23 protein-coding genes are annotated in these 24,322 nt (G+C 74.0%); 12 read left to right on the forward strand and 11 right to left on the reverse strand.

Annotated elements, in window-relative coordinates; all coding sequences use genetic code 11:
- Positions 1 to 80: 80 nt before the first annotated feature.
- The gene (locus AB0H75_RS07450) at positions 81 to 1,040 is read right to left on the reverse strand and encodes a hypothetical protein (protein WP_367791920.1); all 960 of its coding nucleotides are present in this window, start codon (positions 1,038 to 1,040) and stop codon (positions 81 to 83) included.
- A gap of 167 nt (positions 1,041 to 1,207) precedes the next feature.
- Here AB0H75_RS07450 and AB0H75_RS07455 point away from each other — a divergent pair, with 167 nt between their 5' ends.
- The gene (locus AB0H75_RS07455; RefSeq protein ID WP_367791923.1) at positions 1,208 to 2,077 is read left to right on the forward strand and encodes a fumarylacetoacetate hydrolase family protein; all 870 of its coding nucleotides are present in this window, start codon (positions 1,208 to 1,210) and stop codon (positions 2,075 to 2,077) included.
- Positions 2,078 to 2,101: 24 nt separating this feature from the next.
- Here AB0H75_RS07455 and AB0H75_RS07460 read toward each other — a convergent pair whose 3' ends face one another.
- The 4 genes from AB0H75_RS07460 to AB0H75_RS07475 form a co-directional block, all read right to left on the reverse strand.
- Positions 2,102 to 4,090, reverse strand: coding sequence for a glycosyl hydrolase family 28-related protein (locus AB0H75_RS07460; protein WP_367791925.1), 1,989 nt, complete (start codon positions 4,088 to 4,090; stop codon positions 2,102 to 2,104).
- A 144-nt stretch (positions 4,091 to 4,234) separates the two neighbouring features.
- Positions 4,235 to 4,570: a hypothetical protein gene (locus AB0H75_RS07465; protein WP_367791928.1), complete on the reverse strand. Its 336-nt coding sequence runs from the start codon at positions 4,568 to 4,570 to the stop codon at positions 4,235 to 4,237.
- On the reverse strand, positions 4,567 to 5,871 hold the full coding sequence (locus AB0H75_RS07470; protein WP_367791932.1) for a hypothetical protein: 1,305 nt from the start codon (positions 5,869 to 5,871) through the stop codon (positions 4,567 to 4,569). Before AB0H75_RS07470 ends, AB0H75_RS07465 begins: the two co-directional genes overlap by 4 nt.
- Positions 5,872 to 6,145: 274 nt before the next feature.
- Positions 6,146 to 6,472 (reverse strand): putative quinol monooxygenase, encoded by a 327-nt coding sequence (locus AB0H75_RS07475; RefSeq protein WP_367791935.1) that lies wholly within the window; start codon positions 6,470 to 6,472, stop codon positions 6,146 to 6,148.
- 222 nt (positions 6,473 to 6,694) lie between these two features.
- Between AB0H75_RS07475 and AB0H75_RS07480 the strand changes: the two genes are divergently transcribed.
- From AB0H75_RS07480 to AB0H75_RS07505, 6 genes are all read left to right on the forward strand, one after another.
- A complete protein-coding gene (locus tag AB0H75_RS07480; RefSeq protein WP_367791939.1) occupies positions 6,695 to 7,708 on the forward strand; it encodes an ABC transporter substrate-binding protein in 1,014 nt (337 codons plus the stop codon).
- On the forward strand, positions 7,705 to 8,511 hold the full coding sequence (locus tag AB0H75_RS07485; RefSeq protein WP_367791942.1) for an ABC transporter ATP-binding protein: 807 nt from the start codon (positions 7,705 to 7,707) through the stop codon (positions 8,509 to 8,511). The genes AB0H75_RS07480 and AB0H75_RS07485 overlap by 4 nt, the downstream gene beginning before the upstream one ends.
- Positions 8,504 to 9,403: an ABC transporter permease gene (locus AB0H75_RS07490; protein WP_367791945.1), complete on the forward strand. Its 900-nt coding sequence runs from the start codon at positions 8,504 to 8,506 to the stop codon at positions 9,401 to 9,403. Before AB0H75_RS07485 ends, AB0H75_RS07490 begins: the two co-directional genes overlap by 8 nt.
- The gene (locus AB0H75_RS07495) at positions 9,400 to 10,728 is read left to right on the forward strand and encodes an LLM class flavin-dependent oxidoreductase (protein ID WP_367791948.1); all 1,329 of its coding nucleotides are present in this window, start codon (positions 9,400 to 9,402) and stop codon (positions 10,726 to 10,728) included. Before AB0H75_RS07490 ends, AB0H75_RS07495 begins: the two co-directional genes overlap by 4 nt.
- Positions 10,725 to 11,234 carry an NADPH-dependent FMN reductase gene (locus tag AB0H75_RS07500; protein ID WP_367791951.1) on the forward strand — a complete coding sequence of 170 codons (510 nt, stop codon included), beginning with the start codon at positions 10,725 to 10,727 and terminating at the stop codon, positions 11,232 to 11,234. Before AB0H75_RS07495 ends, AB0H75_RS07500 begins: the two co-directional genes overlap by 4 nt.
- 98 nt (positions 11,235 to 11,332) lie before the next feature.
- Positions 11,333 to 14,233: a M36 family metallopeptidase gene (locus tag AB0H75_RS07505; protein ID WP_367791954.1), complete on the forward strand. Its 2,901-nt coding sequence runs from the start codon at positions 11,333 to 11,335 to the stop codon at positions 14,231 to 14,233.
- A 59-nt stretch (positions 14,234 to 14,292) separates the two neighbouring features.
- Here the strand turns inward: AB0H75_RS07505 and AB0H75_RS07510 are convergent, their stop codons facing one another.
- Both AB0H75_RS07510 and AB0H75_RS07515 read right to left on the reverse strand, forming a co-directional pair.
- The gene (locus tag AB0H75_RS07510) at positions 14,293 to 14,712 is read right to left on the reverse strand and encodes a hypothetical protein (RefSeq protein WP_367791957.1); all 420 of its coding nucleotides are present in this window, start codon (positions 14,710 to 14,712) and stop codon (positions 14,293 to 14,295) included.
- A gap of 130 nt (positions 14,713 to 14,842) precedes the next feature.
- On the reverse strand, positions 14,843 to 16,117 hold the full coding sequence (locus AB0H75_RS07515; RefSeq protein ID WP_367791960.1) for a serine hydrolase domain-containing protein: 1,275 nt from the start codon (positions 16,115 to 16,117) through the stop codon (positions 14,843 to 14,845).
- Positions 16,118 to 16,283: 166 nt separating this feature from the next.
- Here AB0H75_RS07515 and AB0H75_RS07520 point away from each other — a divergent pair, with 166 nt between their 5' ends.
- Both AB0H75_RS07520 and AB0H75_RS07525 read left to right on the forward strand, forming a co-directional pair.
- A complete protein-coding gene (locus AB0H75_RS07520; RefSeq protein ID WP_367791963.1) occupies positions 16,284 to 17,027 on the forward strand; it encodes a class I SAM-dependent methyltransferase in 744 nt (247 codons plus the stop codon).
- 192 nt (positions 17,028 to 17,219) lie between these two features.
- Positions 17,220 to 17,408, forward strand: coding sequence for a hypothetical protein (locus AB0H75_RS07525; protein WP_367791966.1), 189 nt, complete (start codon positions 17,220 to 17,222; stop codon positions 17,406 to 17,408).
- Positions 17,409 to 17,575: 167 nt separating this feature from the next.
- Here AB0H75_RS07525 and AB0H75_RS07530 read toward each other — a convergent pair whose 3' ends face one another.
- The 4 genes from AB0H75_RS07530 to AB0H75_RS07545 all read right to left on the reverse strand — a co-directional run bounded on the left by AB0H75_RS07530 (position 17,576) and on the right by AB0H75_RS07545 (position 20,901).
- Entirely contained in the window at positions 17,576 to 18,604 is a 1,029-nt protein-coding gene (locus AB0H75_RS07530; RefSeq protein ID WP_367791969.1) for an endonuclease/exonuclease/phosphatase family protein, read from the reverse strand.
- Positions 18,605 to 18,790: 186 nt separating this feature from the next.
- On the reverse strand, positions 18,791 to 19,177 hold the full coding sequence (locus AB0H75_RS07535; RefSeq protein ID WP_367791972.1) for a hypothetical protein: 387 nt from the start codon (positions 19,175 to 19,177) through the stop codon (positions 18,791 to 18,793).
- A gap of 34 nt (positions 19,178 to 19,211) precedes the next feature.
- Positions 19,212 to 20,003, reverse strand: a complete 792-nt coding sequence (locus AB0H75_RS07540) for an SAM-dependent methyltransferase (protein WP_367791975.1) — start codon at positions 20,001 to 20,003, stop codon at positions 19,212 to 19,214.
- A gap of 61 nt (positions 20,004 to 20,064) precedes the next feature.
- Entirely contained in the window at positions 20,065 to 20,901 is an 837-nt protein-coding gene (locus tag AB0H75_RS07545; protein WP_367791978.1) for a PP2C family serine/threonine-protein phosphatase, read from the reverse strand.
- Between the two features lie 310 nt (positions 20,902 to 21,211).
- Here AB0H75_RS07545 and AB0H75_RS07550 point away from each other — a divergent pair, with 310 nt between their 5' ends.
- Genes AB0H75_RS07550 through AB0H75_RS07560 form a run of 3 tightly spaced genes read left to right on the forward strand, consistent with a single transcriptional unit; the run spans position 21,212 to position 24,164 of the window.
- The gene (locus tag AB0H75_RS07550; protein ID WP_367791981.1) at positions 21,212 to 22,366 is read left to right on the forward strand and encodes a sensor histidine kinase; all 1,155 of its coding nucleotides are present in this window, start codon (positions 21,212 to 21,214) and stop codon (positions 22,364 to 22,366) included.
- Complete coding sequence (locus AB0H75_RS07555) at positions 22,363 to 23,493, forward strand: hypothetical protein (protein WP_367791984.1); 1,131 nt, start codon at positions 22,363 to 22,365, stop codon at positions 23,491 to 23,493. The genes AB0H75_RS07550 and AB0H75_RS07555 overlap by 4 nt, the downstream gene beginning before the upstream one ends.
- Entirely contained in the window at positions 23,490 to 24,164 is a 675-nt protein-coding gene (locus AB0H75_RS07560) for a response regulator (protein WP_367791988.1), read from the forward strand. The genes AB0H75_RS07555 and AB0H75_RS07560 overlap by 4 nt, the downstream gene beginning before the upstream one ends.
- Positions 24,165 to 24,322: the final 158 nt, after the last annotated feature.

The following is a 24,322-nucleotide window of genomic DNA, read 5'->3' on the forward strand; positions in this document are numbered from 1 at the left end:
GATCTGGGGGCTCAACGCCTACCAGCTGCTGTTCGGCTTCTAGGCGTGCCCGGCCGCGCGTGCCCGGCTTCGAGGCCGTTCTAGCCGGGGCAGGCCGGCAGGCCGGGGATGGGGTGCGGGGAGGTGATGTAGGCCTGGGCGACGTAGCCCCATCCGTTGTTGGCGTCGTCGGTGTCGGCCACGGTGCGGTACCAGTAGCCGTCGCGCCTGCTGACAGTGCACAGGAAGATGCTGCGCGTGGTCTTGAGCAGCCCGGCCCGCGCGGTCGTGACGTCCGGGCCGAGGTGCACCGGAGCCGGGTGGTTGGGGCAGACGTAGCCGTCGGCCCAGGTGCGGCCGAGGTCCGGGTCGTCCGGCCGGATGATCTTCGGGCGGACGGGCTCCCGCAGGCAGGGCGCCGGCGTCGCCCGGCCGGTGGCCCGCGCGTCCGGCTCCGGGGCGGGCGGCGGCGGCCCGGCGGGCAGGGCCAGCACCAGGCCGACGGTCACCGCGACCGCCAGCGCCGACGCGAGCGCCGCCGGCAGCGGCTCGCGCGCCCACCGCGCGGGCACCACGGCCAGCAGCGCCGCGTGCGCCACCAGCACCAGCGCGACGGCGCCCCACGCCCGCCAGTTGCCGGTGTTGCTCGTGGCCAGGTTGACCACCACGCCGGTCGCGGCGGGCAGCAGCACGCCGGCCGCGATCGCGGTGACCCGCCCGTTCCCGGCGGGCCGCGCCGGGCGGCGCGTGGCCGTGAGCACGCCGTCCCAGGCCGCCCGCCACACCCGCTGCTCGGCCGCGATCTCGTCCTCGGGCCGCTCGCGCAGCAGCAGGCACGCGCGCACGATCAGCTCGGCCGCCCGCCGGTCCGGCACCGCCCGGCGGTGGTCGCCGAGCACGCCGCGCACGGCCGCCACGGTCAGGCCCGGCGCGGCCGCGGCCAGCTCGGCGTCGCCGCGGGCGCCCGCCCACAGGCGCAGGGTGCGCAGGGCGGCGACGTACTCGTCCCAGGTGGTGACGCCGTCCGGCCGGGGAGGGGTGTCGAGGCGCACGGGGGTCACCGCCAGAGGGGGATCGTCGCTGAGTGTACGCGTCCGATTACACCAAGGCGCGGGCCGCGCCGTCAGGCGATCGCGGCGACAGGGCTCGCCCCGCGCGGCGGCATATCACGACATAAGGGAGACTTTCCCTCGATGACACGCCTCATCAGATCAAGCGAGGAGCAGGCATGCACATCGTACGCTTCGTCAGCCCCCTGACCGGCGCGGACGCGGTCGGCGTGGACGACGGCGAGCACGTGGTGGAGCTGTCCGGGATCACCACCGTCGGCGAGCTGCTGCGGCTGCCCGCCGGGGAGCTGCGCGAGCGGGTCACCGCCGCCGACGGCGCCCGGCACCCCTCCGCGGGGACGCGCAGGCTGGCGCCGGTGGACGGGCGGATGGAGGTCTGGGCGGCGGGCGTCACCTACCGGCGCTCGCGGGAGGCGCGGGTGCTGGAGAGCGAGCGGGCCGCCGACGTGTACGAGCTGGTGTACGACGCCGAGCGGCCCGAGTTGTTCTTCAAGTCCGTGGCCTGGAAGGTGAGCGGCGACGGCGGGCGCATCGCGGTGCGCGCCGACTCCGGGATCGACGTGCCGGAGCCGGAGCTGGGCCTCGTGCTCAACGCCGCCGGCGAGATCGTCGGCTACACGGTCGTGGACGACGTCAGCTCCCGCACCATCGAGGGCGTCAACCCGCTCTACCTGCCGCAGGCCAAGATCTACCTGGGCGCGTGCGCGGTCGGCCCGGCGATCCGCCCCGCCTGGGAGGTCGCCGACCCGTACGCGCTGGACATCGCGCTCACCATCGCCCGCGGCGGCGAGACCGTGTGGGACGGCAAGTCGTCCACCTCCGAGCTGAACCGCCGCCTCGACGAGCTGGCCGGCTACCTGTTCCGCGCGGACGCCTTCCCCGACGGGGCCGTGCTGGCCACCGGCACCAGCCTGGTGCCGGACCTGCCGTTCACCCTCCAGGACGGGGACGTCGTCACCATCGGCATCGGCGAGGTCGGCACCCTGACCACCACCGTGGTCAAGGGCCTGGACGCGATGCGCGGATAGCCCGCCGGTCGCCGTCCCCGGGGGTCACCACGGGGACGGCGGCGGAGGCGGCACCACCGGCGGGCGGTCGTCGCAGGTGATGGTGTTCGGCACCATCCAGGGCGCGAGCCAGCCGCCGTCGTTGCCGCCGAGGTCGGTCAGGGAGAACTCCGAGCCGGTGGGCGGGAAGCCGAAGGAGCCGCAGTTGTTCACGCCGACCGCGCCGACGTTGCGCGCGTCGACGTTCTCGAACGTGGCCGAGCCCTTGGCGCGGGCGCTCACCACCGAGGTCCCGGTGCCGTCCACGCGGGTGTCCTGGACGTGCACGTCGGTGATCGCGTAGAGGTCCCGCACCGACCACTCGCTCACCAGCATGATCGCGTTGTAGGTGTTGTCGAGGAAGTGGTTGCCGCTCACCCGCACGTCGGCGGCGATGTCGCGCTCCAGCGCGTAGAACCAGAGGGCGCCGAGCCCGATGTTCCAGTTCAGCTCGTACGTCCCCGCCCGCACGGTGGTGTTGCCGTCGAGGGTCAGCCGCCCCTCGAACGGCTCGGCCCCGAAGCGGGAGCCGACCTGGAGGGCGCTGCCCTCGCGCACCGGGTCGGCCACCAGGTTCCCGGAGACCGTGTTGTCCCGGCCGCCGTAGATCGCGATGCCGTTGGCCAGCACGGGCGACTGCACGGTGTTGCGCTCGAACCGGTTGCCCGCGTCGGCCGCCTTCTCCGACCACATGGCCAGGCCGTCGTCGCCGGTGTTGCGGATGAAGTTGCCGGCCACGACCGAGTTCGTGACGCCGGTGTGGAAGTTGACGGCGTCGGCGACCTGATCGACGATCATGTTGTTGGTGACGCGCAGGTTCGTCATCGGCCCGTCGAACCACATGCCGACCTTGGTGTGGCGGATGTGCAGGCCGTCGACGGTGGAGTCGCTGAGCGCGCCGCCGATGCCGTTGACCTGGTCGGTGTCGATGCGCTCGCGCACGTCGCCCTCGATCGCGAACCCCGACAGGTGCACGTTGCGGCTGCCGCCCTCGGCCGCGGGCCTGCCGTAGAAGCCGACGCCGGTGTGGGTGGAGCCGTCGGGCGCGGGGGTGGCGAGCGGGACCTCGCGGCCCTTGATGATCGTGTACCAGTCGCCGGCGCCGGCGATGGTGACGTCGTCCACGACGATGTGCCGGTTCACCTGGTAGGTGCCGGGCGGGATGTACACCTTGAGCCGGGCCCGCTTGGCGAAGGCGATCGCCCGGTCGAACGCCCCCGCCGAGTCGCGCCGGCCGGACGGGTCGGCGCCGAAGGCCAGCACACTGGCCGCGCCCGGCTCCACCCGCGGCGGGCCGACGAGCTGGGAGTCCAGCAGGTCGATGACCGTCCAGGCCGCGGCGCGGCCGGCGGGGGCGGTCAGGCGTACCCGGTCGCCGGCGCGGTAGGTCCGGCCGAGCAGCAGCCGCTGCTCGTCGTAGAAGTGGCCGGGGCGGAACGGCCTGGCGACGACCGGCGGGGGCGTGGTGGCGGCCGGCACGCAGGCGCACTCGGTGATCCACCAGTCGGGGTGCAGCAGGTCCGCGCCGGGGTCGTTGCTGAACGGGTACTGGTTGTAGAGCCAGGCGTACTGCGAGGTCAGCGTCATGGTCCTGCGGTGGCCGCCGTTGACCGTGACCTCCAGCGGCGCGGTGATCCCGCCGCCGCCGGGCGCGTCCGGGATGCTGTAGCGCACGGTGACGGCGTCGGCCGCGGCCGGGAGCGTGAACTCGACGTGCCGGCCGGGCGCCAGCTTGACGGCCCGGCGGCCGGAGGCCTCGGCGGGCAGCGTGTACGCGGTGCGGTCCGGGCCGATGACCGTGCCGTCGGTGGCGGCGTTCTCCGCCTCCTGCTCGGCGAAGGGCACGGCCGCGCCCCGTCCGGCGACCAGCGCCGGGTCGAGGGCCGCCCGGGTGACGACGGGGGCCTGGCTCGTGACGGGGGCCGCGCCGGCCGGAGCCGGCGTGCCGGTGGTGACGAGTAACGCCAGCACGGCGGGCAGGAGGAGGCGGCGCATCCGGTGCTCTTTCTCTCGGGGGGTGACGTGACAGTAGGTCCCCCGCGCACCGGTCCACAAGGAGCTGTGCAGAACTTTCGTCTTTTCGCCGACTTGTTGCGTGGTAGCGCAAGCGCTTGCGGGCCGTTGCGTACGGACGCCGCCCTACCCGGCCCAGCCGTTGCCGTCGGGCCCAGTACCGTCGGGCCCGGTACCGTCGGACGCGGCGGCGGCGTCCGCGCGGAGCCGGCGGGCGCGGCGGCGCAGGTTCTCGGCGGTGGCCAGGCAGGAGTCCTCCAGCTCGGCCAGCTCGCGCCGCAGCCGGGCGGCCCGGACCGCGAACCGCTCGGCGGCCGGGCCGGTCCAGAACGCCTCGCACTCCTGCCACCGCGTGGGAACGCCGTCGAACGCGCCGGTCAGGCGCTTGGCGTAACGGGTGAAGGCGCCGGCCAGGGCCTCCTTCTCGGCGGCCTGCCGCAGGAGCTGGTGCCGGGTGCTCATGGGTGCCTCCCCGCGGGCGGGACGTTCTCCAGGGCGGGCCAGAGGCGGTGCTCGCCGCCGAGGGCGCCGGCCAGGCCGAGCCAGGCCCGCTCGCGCAGCCCGTCGGCGCCCGCGCCCGGCGCCAGCGCGTGCCGCAGGGCCTCGGTCAGGACCCGCTCGTAGGCGGGGTGGGTGCCGAGGGCGTAGGCGTCCAGCAGGACGCCGGTCTCCTTCGGGTGCTCGGCCAGCAGCTCCTGCAACGCCTCCGGGCGGGTGCGGTAGGCGTGCGCGAGGTGGTGCAGGTTCCAGTCGGGGCCGGCGTCGGGGCGGCGGTTCAGCAGCTCGGCCGCGACCACGTTGAGGAACGCTCCCGACGGGCGGGCCAGCGCGATCAGCGTGGTCAGCACGTCGGCCGGGGCCGTGGCGGGCAGCTCGCGCCACTCCTCGCCGAGCCGGGCGGTGCGCTCGGCGGCGGCGAAGGCCCGCGCCAGCAGGCCGGGGGCGGCGCCGGCGGCCCGGGCGAGCACGGCGGGCGGCAGGCCGTCACGCTCGCCACCGGCTTCGGCCGCCACCCACCCGCGCAGAACGAGAACGAGCCCACCCGGCCCGAGCCCGGCCAGCAACGCCGCCGCACAGGCCGGATCCCCGACCACCTCACCACACCCCCCCAGCACCCGCTCAACCACAGCAACCCACCCGCCCGAAGCGGCCCACTGATCCGGGCCAACACCTTCGACCGTGCCGGCCTGCTCGGTCGGGATGGACTGCTCGGTAGGGGTGGCCCGCTCGGTCGGGTTGGCTCGTTTGGCTGTGGTGGGGGCCTCGGTTGGGGTGGGGGTCCTGGTCGCGGGGGGTTGGTGGGGGGTGGGCGCGTCGCCGGAGCGGCTGGTTCCGGCGGCGCGCCCGGTTGGGGGCCCGGTTGGGGACTCGGTTGGGGGCTCGGTCGCGGGCCCGGTCGGGGGCCCGGTGGTGCGGGTGGAGGGCAGGGCCGCGAGGACGGCGGTGGCCGCCGAGCGGCCCGTGCGGGCCGCCTCCGCCTCGCCGCCGAACGGGAACGTGACCGTGAGCAGGCCGCGCTCGCGCACCGGCACCAGTTGCTCGGCGGTGTCGATGCGCCACCTGAGCTCCCGCCGGGCCTCGCGCAGGAACCGGCGGGCCCGCCGCACGGCGGCGCAGCCGCGCCGGCCGGCCCAGTCCGCGCCGGCCTCCGCCACGGCCGCCTCCAGCAGGGGACGCACGCCGTCCAGGAGCCCTTCGCCCGCCTCCATCCGGCGGATGAGGCGATGTGCCGCGCTGGGGTCGATCCCCACGAACTCCCCCATGATGAAACCCTCCCAGAGGGTGTGATTACAGGGCGGGAGTCAAGCACACCAGCCGCCGGGCCGCAGGGCTTTGGCCGTTCCATGCGGAACGGGAATCATCCGGATGCCGGCCGCGACAGGCCCGCACGCGGTCGAACCCGGCCACCGCCCCCGCCCGGCCCATCGACACCAGCCCGATCCATCGAGCCGTTCGCCTACGGCGACGTGCGCACGGGCTGAGCGGGCCGGGCTGAGCGAGCCGGACGGGCCGGCCGGGCCGGCCGGGCTGAGCAGGTCAGTCCCGGACGGCCATCTCGCCGAGCTCGGACCAGCCGTCCTGGGCGAGGGTGGCGTTGACGATGCGCGGCGTCTCGGCCAGGTGCCGCGGCAGTGCCTCCTGGGCCTGCTTGAAGTGCGGCGACTGCACGTGCGCCGCGCCGGCCGCGTCGTCGCGGAACGCCTCGACCAGGACGTACTCGGCCGGGTCGTCGAGGCTGCGCGACCAGTCGAACCACAGGCAGCCGGGCTCGGCGCGGGTCGCCTCGGTGAACTCCCTGGTGATCTCGGGCCAGCGGTCGGCGTGCTCCGGCTTGACGCGGAACTTGGCGGTGATGAAGATCATCGGGCCTCCCTGTCGGATCGTCGTTACCTGTCGAGCCTAATTTCATGCATGTCCAGTAGGAAAAGTTGACTTTAGGCGGGCGTGGCCGTAGCTTCGTACGCATGAGCCAGGGCCTCTACCTGACCCGGCGCCCGCACGTGGACTTCGGCCACGTCGCCAGCGCGCAGTGTCACTGATCACGCACCGAAGACCCCCCTCTCCCTCCTCCCCGAGGACACCAACGTGATCAAGACCAGACATGCCCTCATGGCCGCCCTCCTGCCCGTCGTCCTGGCAGGCTGCGGCGGCGCCGAGGCGACCACCGGTGAGTCGGAGGTGAAGGTGCTGCGCTACCAGGGCAACGCCGGCACCGTCACCTTCGCCGAGCTGGCCGAGGAGCTCGGCTATCTCGGCGACCTCAAGCTCAAGTGGGTGGGCAACACCACCTCAGGACCCCAGGACATCCAGTCCGCCGCCACCGGCCAGACCGACTTCGGCGGCGCCTTCAACGGCGCGATCATCAAGCTCAAGGCCGCCCGGGCGCCGATCAGGGCGGTCATCGGCTACTACGGCTCCGACAAGGACACCTTCAACGGCTACTACGTCAAGCAGGACAGCCCCATCAGGACCGCCCGCGACCTCATCGGCAAGAAGATCGGCGTCAACACGCTCGGCGCGCACCACGAGGCGGTCATCAAGGAGTACCTCAGGCGCCAGGGCCTGACCCCGGAGGAGGTCAAGCAGGTCCAGCTCGTGGTGATCCCGCCGGTCAACACCGAGCAGGCCCTCCGGCAGGGCCAGCTCGACGTCGGCACCCTCGGCGGCGTGCTCAGGGACAAGGCCCTCGAACGGGGCGGGCTGCGGCCGCTGTTCACCGACGTGGACCTGTTCGGCCCGTTCACCGCCGGCTCGATCGTGCTGCGCGAGGACTTCATCGCCGACAACCCCACCACCACGAAGACGTTCGTCACCGGCTTCGCCAAGGCCGTCGCGTGGGCGCAGGAGCACTCCCGCGCCGAGGTCGTCGCCAAGTTCGAGCAGATCATCGCCAAGCGCGGCCGCAACGAGAGCGCCGACACCGTCCGCTTCTGGAAGAGCACCGGCATCGCCGGCAAGGGCGGCGTCATCGCCCCCAAGGAGTTCGAGACCTGGATCGGCTGGCTGCAGCGCGAGGGCGAGATCCGCCCCGGCCAGGTCAAGGCCGCCGACGTCTACACCAACGAGTTCAACCCCTACGCCGCCGGGAGCACGTCATGACCGAGATCGGCATCCGCAACGTCACCAAGACCTTCCACGTCAGGGACGCCGCCGAGCCGTTCACTGCCCTGTCCGGCGTGGACCTCGACGTGCGGGCGGGCGAGTTCCTCGCGCTCGTCGGCCCCAGCGGCTGCGGCAAGTCCACCCTGCTCGACCTGGTCGCCGGGCTCACGCAGCCGACCTCCGGGCAGGTCCTCATCAACGGCGAACCGGTCACCGGCCCCGGCCTCGACCGCGGCGTGGTCTTCCAGCAGTACGCGCTGTTCCCGTGGCGCACGGCGCAGGGCAACGTCGAGTTCGGGCTGGAGGCCAAGGCCGTGCCGCGCCGGGAGCGGGCGGCGCGGGCGCGCGAGCACCTGGCGCTGGTGGGCCTGACCGGGTTCGAGGACCGCTACCCGCACGAGCTGTCCGGCGGCATGCGCCAGCGCGTGGCCATCGCCCGCAGCCTCGCCTTCGACCCCGACGTGCTGCTCATGGACGAGCCGTTCGCCGCCCTCGACGCGCAGACCCGCGAGTCGCTGCAGGAGGAGCTGGTCCGCGTCTGGCAGCACACCGGCAAGACGGTCATCTTCATCACGCACGGCATCGACGAGGCCGTCTACCTGGGGCAGCGGGTCGCCGTCATGACCAGCAGGCCCGGCCGGATCAAGGAGGTCGTCGAGGTGGCGTTCGACTCGCGCGAGGGCGACCTGCGGGCCGACCCGGCCTTCGGCGCGTACCGCCACCACATCTGGGAGCTGCTGCGCGACGAGGTCGCGGCCGCGCAGGTGCAGGAGCGGGAGGTGGCGGTCTCCCATGGCTGACACCCGCGCCCTGCCCGGCGACGTCCACTGGTACGACCTCCCCGACGACGAGACCGAAACCGGAGCCGGGACCGGGACCGAAACCGGGACCCGGGAGGCGGCGGTTTCCACCGGGCGGCCCCGCCGGCGGCGGCTGCTCGGCTGGACCCGGCGGGCGGCCGTGAACACGGCCGCCGTCCTCGCCCTGCTGGCCGTCTGGGAGCTGCTGCCCAGGACCGGCCTGGTGGACCCGGTCTTCGTCCCCCCGCTCTCGACCGACCTCGCCGCCTGGTACGACCTGCTCGTCAGCGGCCAGCTCCCGGAGCACCTGGAGGCGTCCCTGGGCCGCTCCCTCGCCGGTTTCGGCCTGGCCGTCGTGCTGGCCATCCCGCTCGGCCTGCTGATCGGCTGGTACCGGCCGGTCGCCGACTTCCTGACCCCGGTGCTGGAGCTGTTCCGCAACACCTCGGCCGTGGCGCTGCTGCCGGTGTTCACGCTGCTGCTCGGCATCGGCGAGCCCGCCAAGATCACCTTCGTGCTGTACGCCTGCGCGTGGCCGATCGTGCTCAACACCATCAGCGGCGTGAAGACCGTCGAGCCCCTGCTCGTCAAGTCGGCCCGCTCCATGGGCCTCGGCCCGGTCCGGCTGTTCCAGAAGGTGATCCTGCCCGCCGCCGTGCCCGCGATCTTCACCGGCGTGCGGCTGGCGGGGGCGACCTCCATCCTCGTGCTGCTGTTCGCCGAGATGATCGGCGCCAAGGCCGGCCTCGGCTACCTCATCCTCGACACCCAGTCCAGCTTCCGCATCCCCGACATGTACGCCGGCATCATCACCATCTCCGCCCTCGGCCTGCTGCTCAACCTGCTCCTGGTCGCCGCCGAGCGCCGCTTCTCCACCTGGAGGACCACGTGACGAGAAAGCTCCACCTGAACGCCTTCCTCATGGGCGTCGGCCATCACGAGGCCGCCTGGCGGCACCCGCGCACCGAGCCCGCCCGCCTCACCGACGTGCGCCACTACCAGGAGCTGGCCAGGATCGCCGAGCGCGGCACGCTCGACTCGGTGTTCCTGGCCGACGGGGTGGCCCTGCAGGGCGACGTCGCGCACAACGCGCTCGGCGGCCTCGAACCCCTCACCCTGCTGTCCGCCCTGGCCGCCGTCACCGACCACATCGGCCTCATCGCCACCGTGTCCACGACGTACAACGAGCCCTTCCACGTGGCGCGCAAGTTCGCCTCCCTCGACCACATCAGCGGCGGCCGGGCCGGCTGGAACATCGTCACCTCCGCCGGCGAGGCCGAGGCCCGCAACTTCGGCGTCGACCGGCCCGCGCACGCCGCCCGCTACGCCCGCGCGCAGGAGTTCCTGGAGGTCGTGCTCAAGCTGTGGGACAGCTGGGAGGACGACGCCGTGCTGCGCGACCGGACCGCCGGCCGCTACGCCGACACCGGCAAGATCCACCCCATCGAGCACGCGGGCGAGCACTTCGCCGTCCACGGCCCGCTCAACACCCAGCGCCCGCCCCAGGGCCACCCGCTGCTGGTGCAGGCCGGATCCTCGGAGGACGGCAAGGACTTCGCCGCCACCTACGCCGAGGCCGTCTTCACCGCCCAGCAGACCCTCGCCGAGGGCCGGGAGTTCTACACCGACCTCAAGCGCCGGGTGGCCGCCCGGGGGCGGCGGCCCGAGGAGGTGCTGGTGCTGCCCGGCATCTCGCCGATCATCGGCTCGACCGAGCGGGAGGCGCTGCGGCTGGAGAAGGAGCTGGAGGAGCTGATCATCCCGGCGTACGGGCTGGCGCAGCTACGCCAGATGACCGGCATCGAGCTGACCGAGGACGACCTGGACCGGCCGCTGCCCGACATCCCGGTCGAGACCGAGGGCGCGCAGAGCCGCCGCAAGCTCGTCGTGGACCTGGCCAGGCGCGAGCACCTGACCGTGCGGCAGCTCCTCGCCCGCCTGGCCGGGGGCCGCGGCCACCGCGTCGTCGCCGGCACGCCCGAGCGGATCGCCGACGAGATCCAGGAGTGGTTCGAGGGCGGTGCGGCCGACGGCTTCAACGTGATGCCGCCGATCCTGCCCGACGGCCTGTCCGACTTCGTCGACCACGTCGTGCCGGAGCTGCGGGCCAGAGGGCTGTTCCGGCACGCCTACGAGGGGCGCACCCTGCGCGAGAACTACGGCCTGCCCCGCCCCGCCTCCCGCTACACCACTCCAGAACTGGCGGTCATCGGATGAGCATCCTCACCATCGTCGGCAACCCGCGAGCCGGCTCCCGCACCCAGACCGTGGCGATCGCGGCCGGCGAGGCGCTGGCCGCCCGGCTCGGCGGCCCCGTCGCCCACGAGCTGGCCGACCTGTCGGCCCTCGCCCCCCACCTGCTCGCCCCCACCGCCTCCCCGGGGGTGGAGGCGGCGCTGGGCCTGGTGGCCGAGGCGAGCGTGCTCGTCGTCGCCAGCCCCACCTACAAGGGCACCTACACCGGCCTGCTGAAGGCGTTCCTGGACCGGCTGCCCCCGGCCGCGCTGGCCGGCAAGACCGCCGTCCCGCTGCTGGTCATGGGCGACCCGAAGCACGCGCTGGCGGTCGAGGTCCACCTGCGCCCGCTCCTGGTGGAGCTGGGCGCCACGGTCCCGACCCCCGGCCTGGCCTTCCTGGAGTCCCAGCTACCGGACCTGAACGCGGTCATCTCCGCCTGGGCCGACCGCCTGGCCCCCCAGATCCCGCTGCGCGTGGCGACGTAGCGGCCCGCGCCGGGATCTTGTCAGGCAGTCAGCGCGGTGTTACCTCTTGCGGAGGCGCGCGTGATCCGCGCGCCCTCCGGCACGCAGAGAGGATCATCGTGTCGTCACAGTCCTGGTTACGCAGCAGCACCCTCCTCGCCGTCGCGCTGGCCGCGGCGGCCCTGTCGCCCGTCGGGCCGGCCCGGGGCGAACCCGGCGGGCAGGCTCCCGTCCACGACTTCCAGGCCGAGCAGCACGGCAAGCCCGACGTGGACAACCGGCAGGGCCGGGTGGCGCCGCCGTCCGGCGCCGACGCCCGCAGGGCGGGGCCCGAGGCGCGGATCCGCTGGAACGCCCTCGGCACCCCCGCCGCCGTGGTCAGCGCCGAGCCCCTGGCCGAAGGGCTGGGGAACGATCCCGAGCGGGCCGCGCGCGCCTACCTCAAGGCCAACGAGAACGTCTTCGGGCTGTCCGCCGAGGCGGTGGACGCGCTGGAGCGGGTCGCGGTCAACCCCATCGGCCCCGGCCACGCCGTGCTCCTGCGGCAGCGCTTCGGCGGCCTGCCCGCCGGGGTGGACGGGCTGGTCGCCGTCGGCGTGGTGGACGGCGCCGTCCGGTCCGTCACCTCCTCCCTGTCGCGCGCCACGCAGGCGCCCCCGGCCGCCGCGATCAGCGACCGGCAGGCCCTGGAGATCGCGGCCAGGGACGGCGGCGTCGACCTGGCCACGGCCGCCACCAAGCAGGTCACGCCGGTGGCGGTGCCCGCGCCCGACGGGGTGCACCGCGCGTACCAGGTCGTGCTGATCGGCGGGGGGAACGGCGAGCCGGCGGCGTACACGACGCACGTGGACGCGGTCAGCGGCGCCGTCCTGACCCGCGAGAACCTGGTCGACCACTTCGACCCCGACAACCCGCGGTGGGCGGCGTTCCCGGCGAGCCCGCGCGGCGACTACTCCTCCGCCGACACCCGCGAGACCTGGTGCCACACCGCGGCGCCCGGCTGCGACCGCGTCGTCGGCGGCGACCCGGCGACCGGCAGGGCCTGGGACGTGGACCACACCACCGGCGAGCCGACGTACACCAGCCTCGGCAACGCCGCCCGCACGTACGAGAACCGCGCCAACGGCGACCCCTTCAGCGTCGGCACCCGTACCAACGTGCTCACCCCCAGCAGGAACTACGTCTACCCGTGGCGCAACGCCTGGTACGAGGCCAAGTGCGACCCCGCCGCGCTCGACCGGCCGGGCGAGGCCGACCTGGAGGCGGCGATCGCCAACCTCCACGTCATGCACAACCGCATGCACGACTGGTCCTACCGGCTCGGCTTCACCGAGACCGCCTGGAACATGCAGGCCGACAACGGCGACCGCGGCGGCCTCGGCGGCGACCCCGAGCAGGGCAACGCCCAGGCGGGCGCGCGGGTGGCGTCCGTGCGCGACAACGCCAACCAGATCACCGGGCCCGACGGGGTCGCGCCGATCACCAACATGTACCTGTGGCAGCCGATCGCCGGCGCCTTCTACGCCCCCTGCGTGGATGGTGACTACGACATGTCGGTCATCGGCCACGAGTACACGCACGCCATCTCCGGCCGCATGATCGGCGGCCCGAACGCCGGATGGAGCGGCGCGCAGGCCGGCGCGATGAACGAGAGCACCTCCGACCTGTTCGCGATGGAGTACCTCTTCGAGTACGGCTTCCGCCCGCCGGGCGCGACCCCGTACGTGACCGGCGGCTACGTCACCGGCGACAAGCGGCGCGGCATCCGCAACTACGACATGTCCAGGTCGCCGCTCAACTACAGCGACCTCAACTACGACCTGGTGGGCCAGCAGCCGCACGCCGACGGCGAGATCTGGTCGGCCACCCAGTTCGACGTGCGCGACGCCTTCGTCAAGCGCTACGGCCTGGGCACGGCCAAGCTCCAGCGCTCCTGCGCCGACGGCAAGACACCGGTCGAGCGGTGCCCCGGCAACCGGCGCTGGGTGCAGCTCTCCTACGACGCGCTGTTGCTGATGGCCTCCGGCGCGGTCACCTACGTCGACCACCGCGACGCCCTGCTGGCGGCCGACGCCATCCGCTTCGGCGGCAGGAACCACGACATCATGTGGCGCGCGTTCGCCGAGCACGGCCTGGGCCGGGACGCCGCCAGCACCGGCCCGAACGACGGCCAGGCGACGCCGAGCTTCGTCGACCCGGCCGGCCGCAACGGCTCCCTGCAGCTCAAGCCCCTCGGCGAGGCCAAGGGCGCGGCGCTGCGCCTGTACGTCGGCGACTACGAGGCCCGGGCGGTCCCGGTCGCCGACACCGACCCCGCCACCCCGCTCGGCGACACCGTGGAGATGACGCCCGGCGTCCACGACTTCGTGGTGGCCGGCAGCGGGTTCGGGCACCGCCGGCTGACGTTCGCGGTGCTGCCGGGCGTGAAGCTGCCGCTGCCCCTGCCACTGACCCGCAACCACGCCGCGGCGGCGGGCGGCGCGACGGCGAGCGGCGACGGCGTCAACCAGGCCAGGCTCATCGACGAGACCGAGGCCACGAACTGGGCCTCGCTCACCGGCGCCCCGGCCGGCAAGTCGGTGGTCGTGGACCTGGCGGGCGACGCCCCGGTCACGATCCGGCGGGTCCAGGTCAGCGCGATGCTGCGGCCCGACGCGGGCGATCCGGCCGACCCCGGCGGGCAGAACCGCTTCTCGGCGCTGCGCTCGTTCGAGGTGCTGGCCTGCGCCGCGAACTGCGCCGACCCGGCGAGCTTCACCAGGATCTACACCAGCCCGCAGGACGCGTTCGCCACGACGCTGCCGCGCCCGCGCGGCGCGGACCTGCTGATCAGGTCCTTCACCGTGCGGCCGACCAGCGCGACGCACCTGATGCTGCGCGCGGTCACCACCCAGTGCACCGGCAACCCGCTGTACGCGGGCGAGCAGGACGCCGATCCGACCTCCTCGACGGACTGCGCCACCGCCAGCCCGCAGCGGGAGCAGGTGAGGGCGGCCGAGTTCCAGGCGTTCTCGTCCTGACCCGGCCTCCGCACGCCGGAAGGCCCGGCGCGACCGTGCGCGCCGGGCCTTCCGCCCTGTCAGTAGATGCGGTACTTCTTGCCGCAGTTGTCGAACTTGCCGGCCCAGCAGGTGAAGGTGTAGATCTTCCTGATCCCCCGGCCGCTCCACGCGCCGGCGACCTTGCCGTCGAAGGAGTGGTTGAAGCGGTGCCAGGAGCCGTTCCTGTAGTACTCGAACCAGACCCAGCCCTTCTTGCCGCCGCGCCTGTCCACGCCGTACCACTTCGTGAACACCTTGCCGCCCTGCTTCCAGGTCCGGCCGAAGGTGTAGGCCTTGTGGTCGCTGGAGAAGAACCTGCCCCAGTCGTTGACGTGGCCGCTCGCGGTGGCGGCGTGCCGGGTGGTGGCGGTCGTGGCCTGGGCGGCGGCCGGGGCGACAGCGAGGCCGGTCAGGGCCATCGAGCCGGCGGCGGCCGCCAGGGCGAGAGTCTTGCGCATGTGGGTTCCTCCCCGTGTGGGTGCTGCTACTGCCGGGCTCTGTCGTCCGGCAGCAGGGACATTACGGAGACCCGGGGAAAGTCTCTGTGCACAAATCCACAGGTACGGGGTGACCGATGACACACCGGCGTCACGAGTCGCCGAACGGCCCCCGGTCGGCCGGGAACGGCAGGACCGCGGGCCCGGCCGTCCTCGCCGTGGCGGTGCCCGCTCCGCACAGCGCCGTCAGCAGGTGCTCGGCCTGGGCGTAGTCGATCGCGTGGGGCACGACGGCGCCGTTCTCGACCTGCTGGTACTTGGTGCGGTTGACGCCGAACGAGATCTGCCGGTCGCCGTCCTCGCTGGACAACGACTGCGTGGCCATGCCGAACACGCCGCCGTCGTGCCCCCAGAACCGGCCGCACGGCAGGTCGAGGGCGTAGATGCCGAGGCCGTAGTCGATCAGGGCGCCGCCGACCGCCACCGGCACCGTGGTGCGCATCTCGGCGAGCCGCGCCCCGCTCACCAGCTCGCCGCGCAGCAGCGCCCGGTAGAACCGGTTGAGGTCGTCCATGGTGGCGGTGAGCGCGCCCGCCGTGCCCGCCCACGACATGTCGTAGACGCTGTAGTCGCGCGGCGGGTCGATCAGGCCGTACCAGGACTCGTACGCGCCGGAGTGCGCGCCCGGGATGCGCGGCGTGCGCGGGAACGACGTGTGCCGCAGGCCCGCCTTCCTGATCACGTTGCGGGTGATGTAGGTCTCGGCGTCCGTGCCGGTCACCCGCTCCAGCAGCAGGCCGGCGAGCACGTAGTTGGTGTTCGAGTACGACCCCGGGGCCGCGCCCGGCTCCCCGGTCGGCGGGCCCGCCAGGCCCATCCGGACCAGCTCCTCAGGGGCCAGGCGCCGGAAGCGGTTGTCGTCCAGGCTCCGGGTCGAGCCCTCCAGCAGCGAGGGGAAGGCCGCCACCACGTAGTCGGCGATGTGGCTGGTGTGGTTGAGCACCATCCGCACCGTGATGCGCGCGCCGCGCTCGCCGGGGACGAGGTCCGGCAGGTAGCGGCCCACCGGCGCGTCCAGCTCGACGGTGCCCCGCTCGACCTGCTGCAGGATCGCCACCGCCGTGAAGGTCTTGGTGATGCTGCCGATCCGGTGCACCATGTCCGGCCGCACGGGCCGGCCGTTGCCCACGTCGGCCACGCCGGCCGCGCCCCGCCACGCCCGGTTCCCGTCGCGGACGTCGGAGTAGATGCCGTACATGCCGGCGTCACGGACGGCGTCCAGCGTCTGCTGAAGCGCCCGCCGGTCCGGCCCGCCGGGAGCCGTGGCCCCGGCGGGAGCGGCCGGAACGCCTGCCGCGAGCAGCGCGCCCAGCGCGGCGGCGACGGCCGCCCGCCGGGCGATGGAGGGGAGTCGGCGAGAAGTCATGGCCCACAGCATGGGCCGGGAAGGGGCCCGCGGTTAAGTCGGCGATGTCACCGGCCGCACATGACAGCGGTCATCCGGAGAAGATGACACACCGGCCCGCCCCGCCCGGGGAGCCGGCCGGAAAAGCACGCGCGTCACCGCCCGGCCGCCCGCCATGATCGCGTACATGGACTACGAGGAGCTGATCCGCGAGGCCGCCGCCACCCCCTTCGAGGGCTGGGACTTCGACGTCCTCCAGGGACGGATGACCGCCCGCGAGTGCCTGCCCTGGAGCTACGCGGGGCTGGTCCGCGACCGCCTGGCGGGGGTGGGCTCGCTGCTCGACCTCGGGACGGGAGGGGGCGAGTTCCTGGCGTCCCTCGCGCCGCTGCCGCCGCGCGCCGTCGCCACCGAGAGGTACCCGCCGAACGTCCCGGTCGCCCGGCGCCGCCTGGAACCCCTGGGCGTGGAGGTCGTCGGGGGCGGGACGGCGTCGCTGCCCGGCGGGGCGTTCGAGCTGATCGTCGACCGGCACGAGGCGTACGACCCGCGCGAGGTCCGCCGGTTGCTGGCCCCCGGGGGCACGTTCGTCACCCAGCAGGTCTGCGGGCGCGACCTGGAGGAGGTCAACCGGGCTCTCGGCGGGCCGCCGCACGGAAGCCGTGACTGGAGCCTCGCCACGGCGGTGGCCGGGCTGGCCGCCGCCGGGCTGAAGGTGACCTGGCGTGCGGAGGCGGCCTTCCCGGTCGTCTTCCACGACGTGGGAGCGCTCGTGTTGTTCCTGCGGGTCGTCCCCTGGCAGGTGCCCGGCTTCGACGCCGCCGCCCGCGACGCCCGGCTGCGGGCCCTGCACGCGGACATGGAACGCGGCCTGCCGCTGCGCGCCACCGCCCGGCGCTTCGTGGTGGTCGCCCGGGATGCGGAGGTCTGACGGGTGGGGATTCTTGCTCCGGGGACAAAGGCGCCGAACTCCAGGTGGTGGATTTGTCACCCTGCGTGCCGGCGGAAGCGGTGGAAGAGGCGCCGGGTGGGATGGGAGGCTGCCGGCAACCGCCCCGGTCCTCCCGCGAACGGCGGGCCGGGGCGGAACCTCCGTAGTGTTCACGGAAAGAAGGAATGCGGCATGACTCATGACGCCGGCCGCGTCGCGGCCAAGCGGATCAACGACCACGTGGAGCTCGTGCACGTCGACAACCCCGACCTCGTGCTAGAGGTGCCCCGGCGTGACTGGGAGGCGTTCGTCACGGCGGTCAAGTCGGGCGCCTTCGATCTCAGGACGCTGGAGCGCGAGGCGGAGGAGAACGTGGCCTGACCACTTCCTCCAGCCGTACGGCGGCGCCCGTGCCCGCGCAGGGGGGCGGGCGCCGCTTCTCGTGGAAGCCGGAGCCCTCGCGGGCCGTTCGCGGAATCGTCGCGGGGCCCTCGCGGGCCGTTCGGGGAGTCGTCGCGGGCCGTCAGCGGGGCCGCCAGGGGGCGCCGTCAGGGGAGCTGGAGTTCGGCGAAGACGCCCCGGTGGTCGGTGCCGGGCACGTCGGCCACCTCCACCCGGCGCACCGCCACCCGCTCGTCGGCCACCACGTGGTCGATGGCGATGACGGACGGCACCGGCCGGGAGGCGGGCCAGGTCGGCACCAGGCCCTTGCCCGCCTGGGCGGCGGCGTCCACGTAGCCGCGTTCCAGCAGCGCGCGGAAGGCACGGTGGTCGAGGCTGGCGTTGAAGTCGCCGGCCAGCACCCGGATCGCGTCCGCCGCGCCCGTCTCGCCACCCGCCGCGCCTGCCGTGTCGCCCGCCGCGCCTGCCGTGTCGCCCGGCGCGTCCTCCGCGTCGCCCGGCGTGTCCTCCGCGTCGCCCGGCGTGTCGTTCGTGGTGGCGGGGGGCAGGGCGGCCAGGGCGGCCTTCCACCCCGCCTCCTTGCGGCCGAGCGGCGGGTCGGGATGCACGGCGACGACCTCCACCACCGGCCCGCCGGGCGGTGTCAGGGTGGCGGCGGGCATGTTGTGGCCGGCCGGCGCGACCAGGCCCTTCAGCTCGGTCAGCGGATGGCGGGAGTAGATGCCGCTGCCGGTCGAGCCCGGGGCGGCCTGCAGCACCCGGTGGGGCAGCAGCTCCTTCAGCCCGGCCGCGTCCAGCCGCTCGACCGCCTCCGGGCGCAGCTCCAACGCGGTGAAGACGTCCACCTGGCGGGTACGCACCAGGTCCACCACGGTCCGCGCGTCACCCCGGCCGAACAGGTTGATCGTCAGCACCCGCAGCGGCGGGCCGGCCACCGCCGGCTGGTCCTCGGCGGTCAGCCGCGGCGCGACGCAGGCGGCCAGCACCACGCAGGCCGTCGCCGCGACCAGCGCGGCCGGGCGGTTGCGGCGGACCAGCAGCAGCGCGGTCAGCGCCGCCAGCGCCGCCCCGTACGGCGTCACGGTCATCAGCTGGGTCAGCAACGACCCCTGCTCCAGCCCGCCGGCCCTGATCAGGGCCCACACGGCCAGCAGCGTGACGAGTGTCCAGGACATCCACCGCCTGCGCCGCCGCCGCTTCGCCGGGCGCTCCGTACGCGCGGCCTGACCGGCTCCGACCGTTGTGCTCACTCCGCCGTCCCGTCCCGAAATGCGATCACAGGTTGCACCTTAAACGGCGTCCCAGGGCGTTGGTGCACGGGCCGCCGTTCCCGTTCCGGGGGTTCCAGGGGTGTTCCGGGGTCAGGCGCTCCGGGCCTTCCGGCCGTCGTCGCGGTGTCGCGGCGGGCGGCTCTCGGGCGAGCGCCCGAGCGGCGACGGGCGGTCGAAGAGCGTGGTGCGGCCGGACAACGACGACGCCATCCCGTTGGGCGGTCGCCGTGAGCAGCGCCCGCTGTAGCGCCTGCCCGGCCCGCAGCCGGTCCCGCGGGCCGTCGTGCCGCGTGAACAGGGCCGCCAGCCGGGGCCCGGCGCCGTGGGCCTGGCCGTCCGGGGTGTGGGGCCGGTCGGGGGCGTGCGTCGGGAGGCCGTTCCGTGTGGCCCGGTCGAGCAGTCGCCGTGCCGGTGCGTGATCGTCCCGTGCAGCAGCCGCTCGTCCGCGTCGGGCAGGCCGCCGGGAACGGCGTGCACGGTGGCCAGCAGGCCGGCGCCGGCCGGGAGCCGGTCAGCGCTTGCGGCCCACCCCGCCGTACATCCAGGGCGTCTCGTCGGGGAACAGCGGCGTGTCCCGCCACTCGGAGACCGGGACGAGCCCCGGCTCGACCAGGTCGAAGCCGTCGAAGTAGCGGGCTATCCGCGCGCCGGTGCGCGGGGTGCGGTGCATCGCCTGGTGCGCGGTGGCCGCCAGGTAGTCCTCGGCCACCTTCGGCGGGACGAGGTCGAGCGTCAGGTGGCTGAGCACCAGGTAACTTCCCGGCGGAAGGGCGTCGGCGTACGTCCTGACCAGCCTTTCCGGGTCGTCGGCGTCCGGGATGTGCATGAGGATGGCGACCATCATGAGCGCGACCGGCCGCGTGAAGTCGATGATCTCGCCTACCTCGGGATGCTCCAGGACGGCGCGCGGGTCGCGCACGTCGGCCTCCAGGTACGCGGTCCGCCCTTCCTCCGTGCTGGTCAGCAGCGCCCTGGCGTGGGTCATCACGATGGGGTCGTTGTCGACGTAGACCACCCGCGACTCCGGCGCCTCCTCCTGGGCGACCTCGTGGGTGTTGCCCTGGCTGGGGATGCCCGTCCCCAGGTCGAGGAACTGCCGCACGCCCTGCCGCGTGAGGTGGCGTACCGCGCGGCCGAGGAAGGCCCGGTTGTTCCTGGCGCTCTCGCGGATGCCGGGGACCGCCGCCATCGTCGCCTCGGCCACCCGCCGGTCGGCCTCGAAGTTGTCCTTGCCGCCCAGCCAGTAGTCGTAGACGCGGGCCGAGTGCGGGATGTTCGGGTTGATCACCGACGGTGCACTCATGACCGAAATACTAGATCATCTGGCCTTTTGGCGGGTCCTAATTACGGGACGGCCTGCCGCGTCACACGGTCACGAAGTCGGCGATGACGACCGTCGCGTCCTCCTTCGGCTCGACCGCGGCGAGCTCGTCGTACAGCCGGTCCAGGCAGGCGGCGGGGGAGACGCCCTCGGCCAGCAGCTCCGTCAGGCGCTGCGCGCCGAGCGCCCGCAGCACGCCGTCCGTCACGACGACGACCCGGTCGCCCGGCCCGACGGCCACCGAGCCGATCTCGGGGTTGAGCGCCGTGGCCCGGCCGAGCGCGCGCAGCGGCGGCCCGTCGTCGAAGCAGTGGGACGTGGTGAGCGGCACGGGCCGGCCGCCGCGCGGGCAGTGCCAGATGCCGCCGCCGCCGACGTGGGCGAAGCGCAGGCGCGGACTCTCGCCGGGGTCGAGGACGATCAGGTCCAGCGTGCTGGACAGCCCCGGTGTGGCCGGGTCACGCAGGGCGGCGTTGCGCACCGCGCGATGCGCGGCCTGGGCGCACTCGTCCAGGTCCTGCTCGCGCGTGCCCCCGTGCTGCGGGCGTGCCGCGACCACGGCCGCGAGCGCCAGGGCGGCGGCCACGTGCCCCAGCTCCGAACCGGCCCCGCCGCCGATCCCGCCGCCGGCCCCGCTGCCGGCCCCGCCGCCCGTGCCCCTGCCCGTCGCCTGGCCGGCCGTGCCGTCGGCCGTCGCGATCAGCCGCTCCTGGATGACGTACCCGTCGGACTGCCGGGCCTGCGACCCCTCGTACGTGCCGCCCACCGCCACCAGCCGCGGCCGCGTCACCGGCATCCCCGGCGGCCACTTCCCGCGCCTGCCCTGTACGGTCATCACGGACAGGCAGCCGATCAGGATCGAGATCACGAAGATCGTCATGAGGTCCCCTCCCAGCCCGGGCGTCGCGGCATCGCACCAGTAGACGTCAGGGCGGCGCGGGACGGCTGACGGCCGTTCGACCGTCGTGCCGCGCGAAACGGCCCGGACCAGGGTGTGAAGGGGCGGTGCACGCCGCACGGAACCGGCCCTGAGGACGAGACAGCCATGCGACCCATGACCACGACCACCGTCACGGCAGGGAGAACCCCGCGCCGATCACGAGGGAAAACCCATCCCGTTTCCTTTTTGCCCGTCCTGAACTGCGTTATCGTGAAACCCGTCTTGTGCTCCCACCGTGTGCGGACGGCCCATGTCTCACCCCCGCCCCACGAGGTACGACTCGGCGACCCGGCAACTGGAGAAGGCCACTGCCCGAACCGCCGCGGGCGCGCGCAGCGCGGTGGGTGCGGTGGCGGCGGTCGCGGCCTCCTTCGGCGCCGTCGCGCCGGTCTCGCTCGCCTGGCTGGTGCCGTTCCTGGCGGTCCAGCTCGGCCTGACGGCGGCGTTCGCGCGGGTGTGGTGGCGCAAGGACCTGGTGCCGCGCCGGCTGGCGGCCGCTGATGTGGCGGTCACGCTCACGTTGTGCCTCCTCCAGCGCCGCCTGGTCGCCGAGGAGACGCTCGACAGCGGGGCGAGCTGGGTGTCGGGGCTGGTCACCATGACGATCATCCTCGCCGGGGTCTCCTGGCGGCCCGTGGTGAGCGTGGCGGCCGGGCTGGCCGTGGCGGCGGCGTTCGCGGCCGGGGTGCGCCTGGCCTCCCCCGCCGCCGACGTCGTCGTCCCCACGGGCGTCCACCTCGTCCAGCTGCTCGCCATCGTGATGCTGATGACGCTGCTGCGCCGCTCGTCCGCCAAGACCGACGCCTTCCTGGAGCGCAGCGTGCGCGCCGAGATCTCGCTCATGGTCGAGCGGCTGCGCCGCGAGGACCAGCTCAAGCAGGTCGGCAGCATCCACGAGACCGCGCTGCACACGCTGACCATGGTCGGCCTCGGCACCTACGACCGGCCCTCGCCCACGCTGGCCGCCCAGGTGCGCACCGACCTCGCGGCGCTGGAGAGGCTGCGCGACACCCCGGGCGCCGATCTCGCCCCGATCGCCCTCGACGCCCTGCTGGACGAGGTCGCCGGCCGCGCCGCCGGCCTGGACGTGCGCACCGACCTCACCCCGGAGACCGTCCCCGGCGACGTCGCCGAGCACTTCGCCCGCGCCGTCACCGAGGCGCTGGCCAACGTCGCCCAGCACGCCGGCGTGCACGAGGCCGAGATCGTCTCCACCCGGCGCGACGGCGGGATCGTGGTGGAGATCGCCGACAGCGGGCGCGGCTTCGACCAGGAGCGGCTGCCGCCGGACCGGTTCGGCGTGCGCGGCTCCATCCTCGACATGATGCGCTCGCTGCCCAACGGCGGCGCCGAGATCTCCTCCGGCGCGCAGGGCACCCGCGTCAGCCTGTGGTGGCGGCCATGACGGAGGAGATCGAGCAGGTAGCCCGCCGCTACGCCCGCTACACCGCCCTCGGGGCCGCCGTCATCGCGGCCGTCTGGCACCTCGGCTACGACCTGACCGTCACCGTCACCGGCTGGCAGTCCTTCCGCCTGCCCTGGCTGAACGTCGCCGCCTGGCTCGCCTACACCGCCGTCTTCGCGGTCGCGCTGCGCTCGCTGGCCCGCCACTCGCGCGGACCGGCCAGGATCCGCGAGCTGGCCGCCGTCACCCTCGCCGTGGACGTCGCCACCATCGCCGCGATCGAGCCCGGCGAGCTGCTGGGCATCAGCGACTGGGCGTGGGGCTCGATCGGCTGGATCGGCGTCATGCTGGTGTGGGGACGGCCGCGCTGGCGCGCCGAGCTGATCGCGATCCTGGCCGGCAACGCCGCCATCATGCTGGCCGCGATGGCGGTCACCGGCATGTTCGACCGGGTGTCCATCTCCAAGTACCTGGTGGTCATCGTCGGCGGCATCACCATGCAGCTCGGTTACGCGTGGGGCTGCCACCTGCTGCGCGCCCGCGCCGAGGACGCCGTCGTGCTGGCCCGCAGGCTCGCCGCCGACGACGCGCTGCGCGAGTCCGCCCAGCGCATCCACACCGACCGGCTGCGCAGGTACGCCGCCATCCGCGACGCCGCCGAGGAGCTGCTGGAGCAGCTCGCCCACGGCGCCGACCCCGGCGACGCCCGGGTCCGCGACGACTGCACGGCCGGCGCCATGCGGCTGCGCCGGCTCATCACCGAACGCGAGGACGTCCCCGACGCGCTGGTCTCAGCGCTGCGCGAGCGCATCGAGGCGGCCGAGCGGCGGCGAGTCATGGTGACGGTGCCGCCGTTCGGCGACTTCCTGCCCTGCCTGCCGGACGGCGTGCGCGAGGACCTGCTGCGCGCCCCGGTCCGGGCGCTCGACGGGGCCAGGACGCGGGCCCGCGTAACGGTGTCGGCCATGTCCACGATGGTGAGCGTGGCCGTCGTGGCCGACAACGACGACCTGCCGATCAGCGTCACCCCGGTGCGCGAGCCGAGCGGCGTGGTCGTCACCTACCAGCGGCAGGGAGGGGAGGTATGGGTCAACAGCATCTGGCAGAGCGCGGTGCCGGGCCCGTGACGGTGGCGCTCGTGGAGGACCACCAGGTGGTGGTGGACGGGGTGCGCTCCTGGTTCGGCCCGCCGCCGAGCCCGGTGGAGCTGGTCGCCCAGGGGCCCAGCATCGAGGCGGTGCTCGGCGTCGAGGCCGACGTGCTGCTGCTGGACCTCAACCTCAACGGCACGATGGTCATCGACCGGGTGTCCGAGCTGTGCCAGGGCGGGCAGCGGGTCATCGTCTTCTCCGAGCACGAGGAGCCGGAGACGGTGCGGGCGGTCCTGGACGCGGGCGCCTCCGCCTTCATCGGCAAGGGCCGCGCCACCCGCGAGTCGTGCCTGGAGACCATCATGGAGGTCGCCGCCGACCGGCCCAGCGTCACGCCCCCGATGGCCCAGGCCATCGCCACCGACGAGCGCCCGCACCGGCCCCAGCTGTCCGACAAGGAGCGGGAGGCGCTGCTGTTCTGGTTCCAGTCGATGTCGAAGGCGTCGGTGGCGGCCCGGATGGGCATCAAGGAGCGCACCGTCCGCCAGTACATCGACCGGGCCCGCGTCAAGTACGCCGCCGCCGGCCGCCCCGCGCCGACCAAGGAGAAACTGCTGATCTGCGCCATCCAGGACGGGCTCATCCGTCCCGACGAGGTGACCATCTACACGTCGCTGGCCGCCCGCACCCCGCCCGACCCCCGGTGAAGCCCCTGGCCTCGGTCCTTCCGGCAGGAGGGGGCCGGCAGGGCCGAGGTCCAGGTCAACGCCGCGGCGCCGCCGTCCTGCGGCCGGGGTCCGGTGCCCGGTCCGGTCGTCGCCACGGCGGCCGCCCACCCGGTGTCGGGAACCCGGCCCTCGCTCAC

Source organism: Nonomuraea sp. NPDC050783 (assembly GCF_040802095.1).
In the GTDB taxonomy this organism is placed as follows: Bacteria; Actinomycetota; Actinomycetes; order Streptosporangiales; family Streptosporangiaceae; genus Nonomuraea.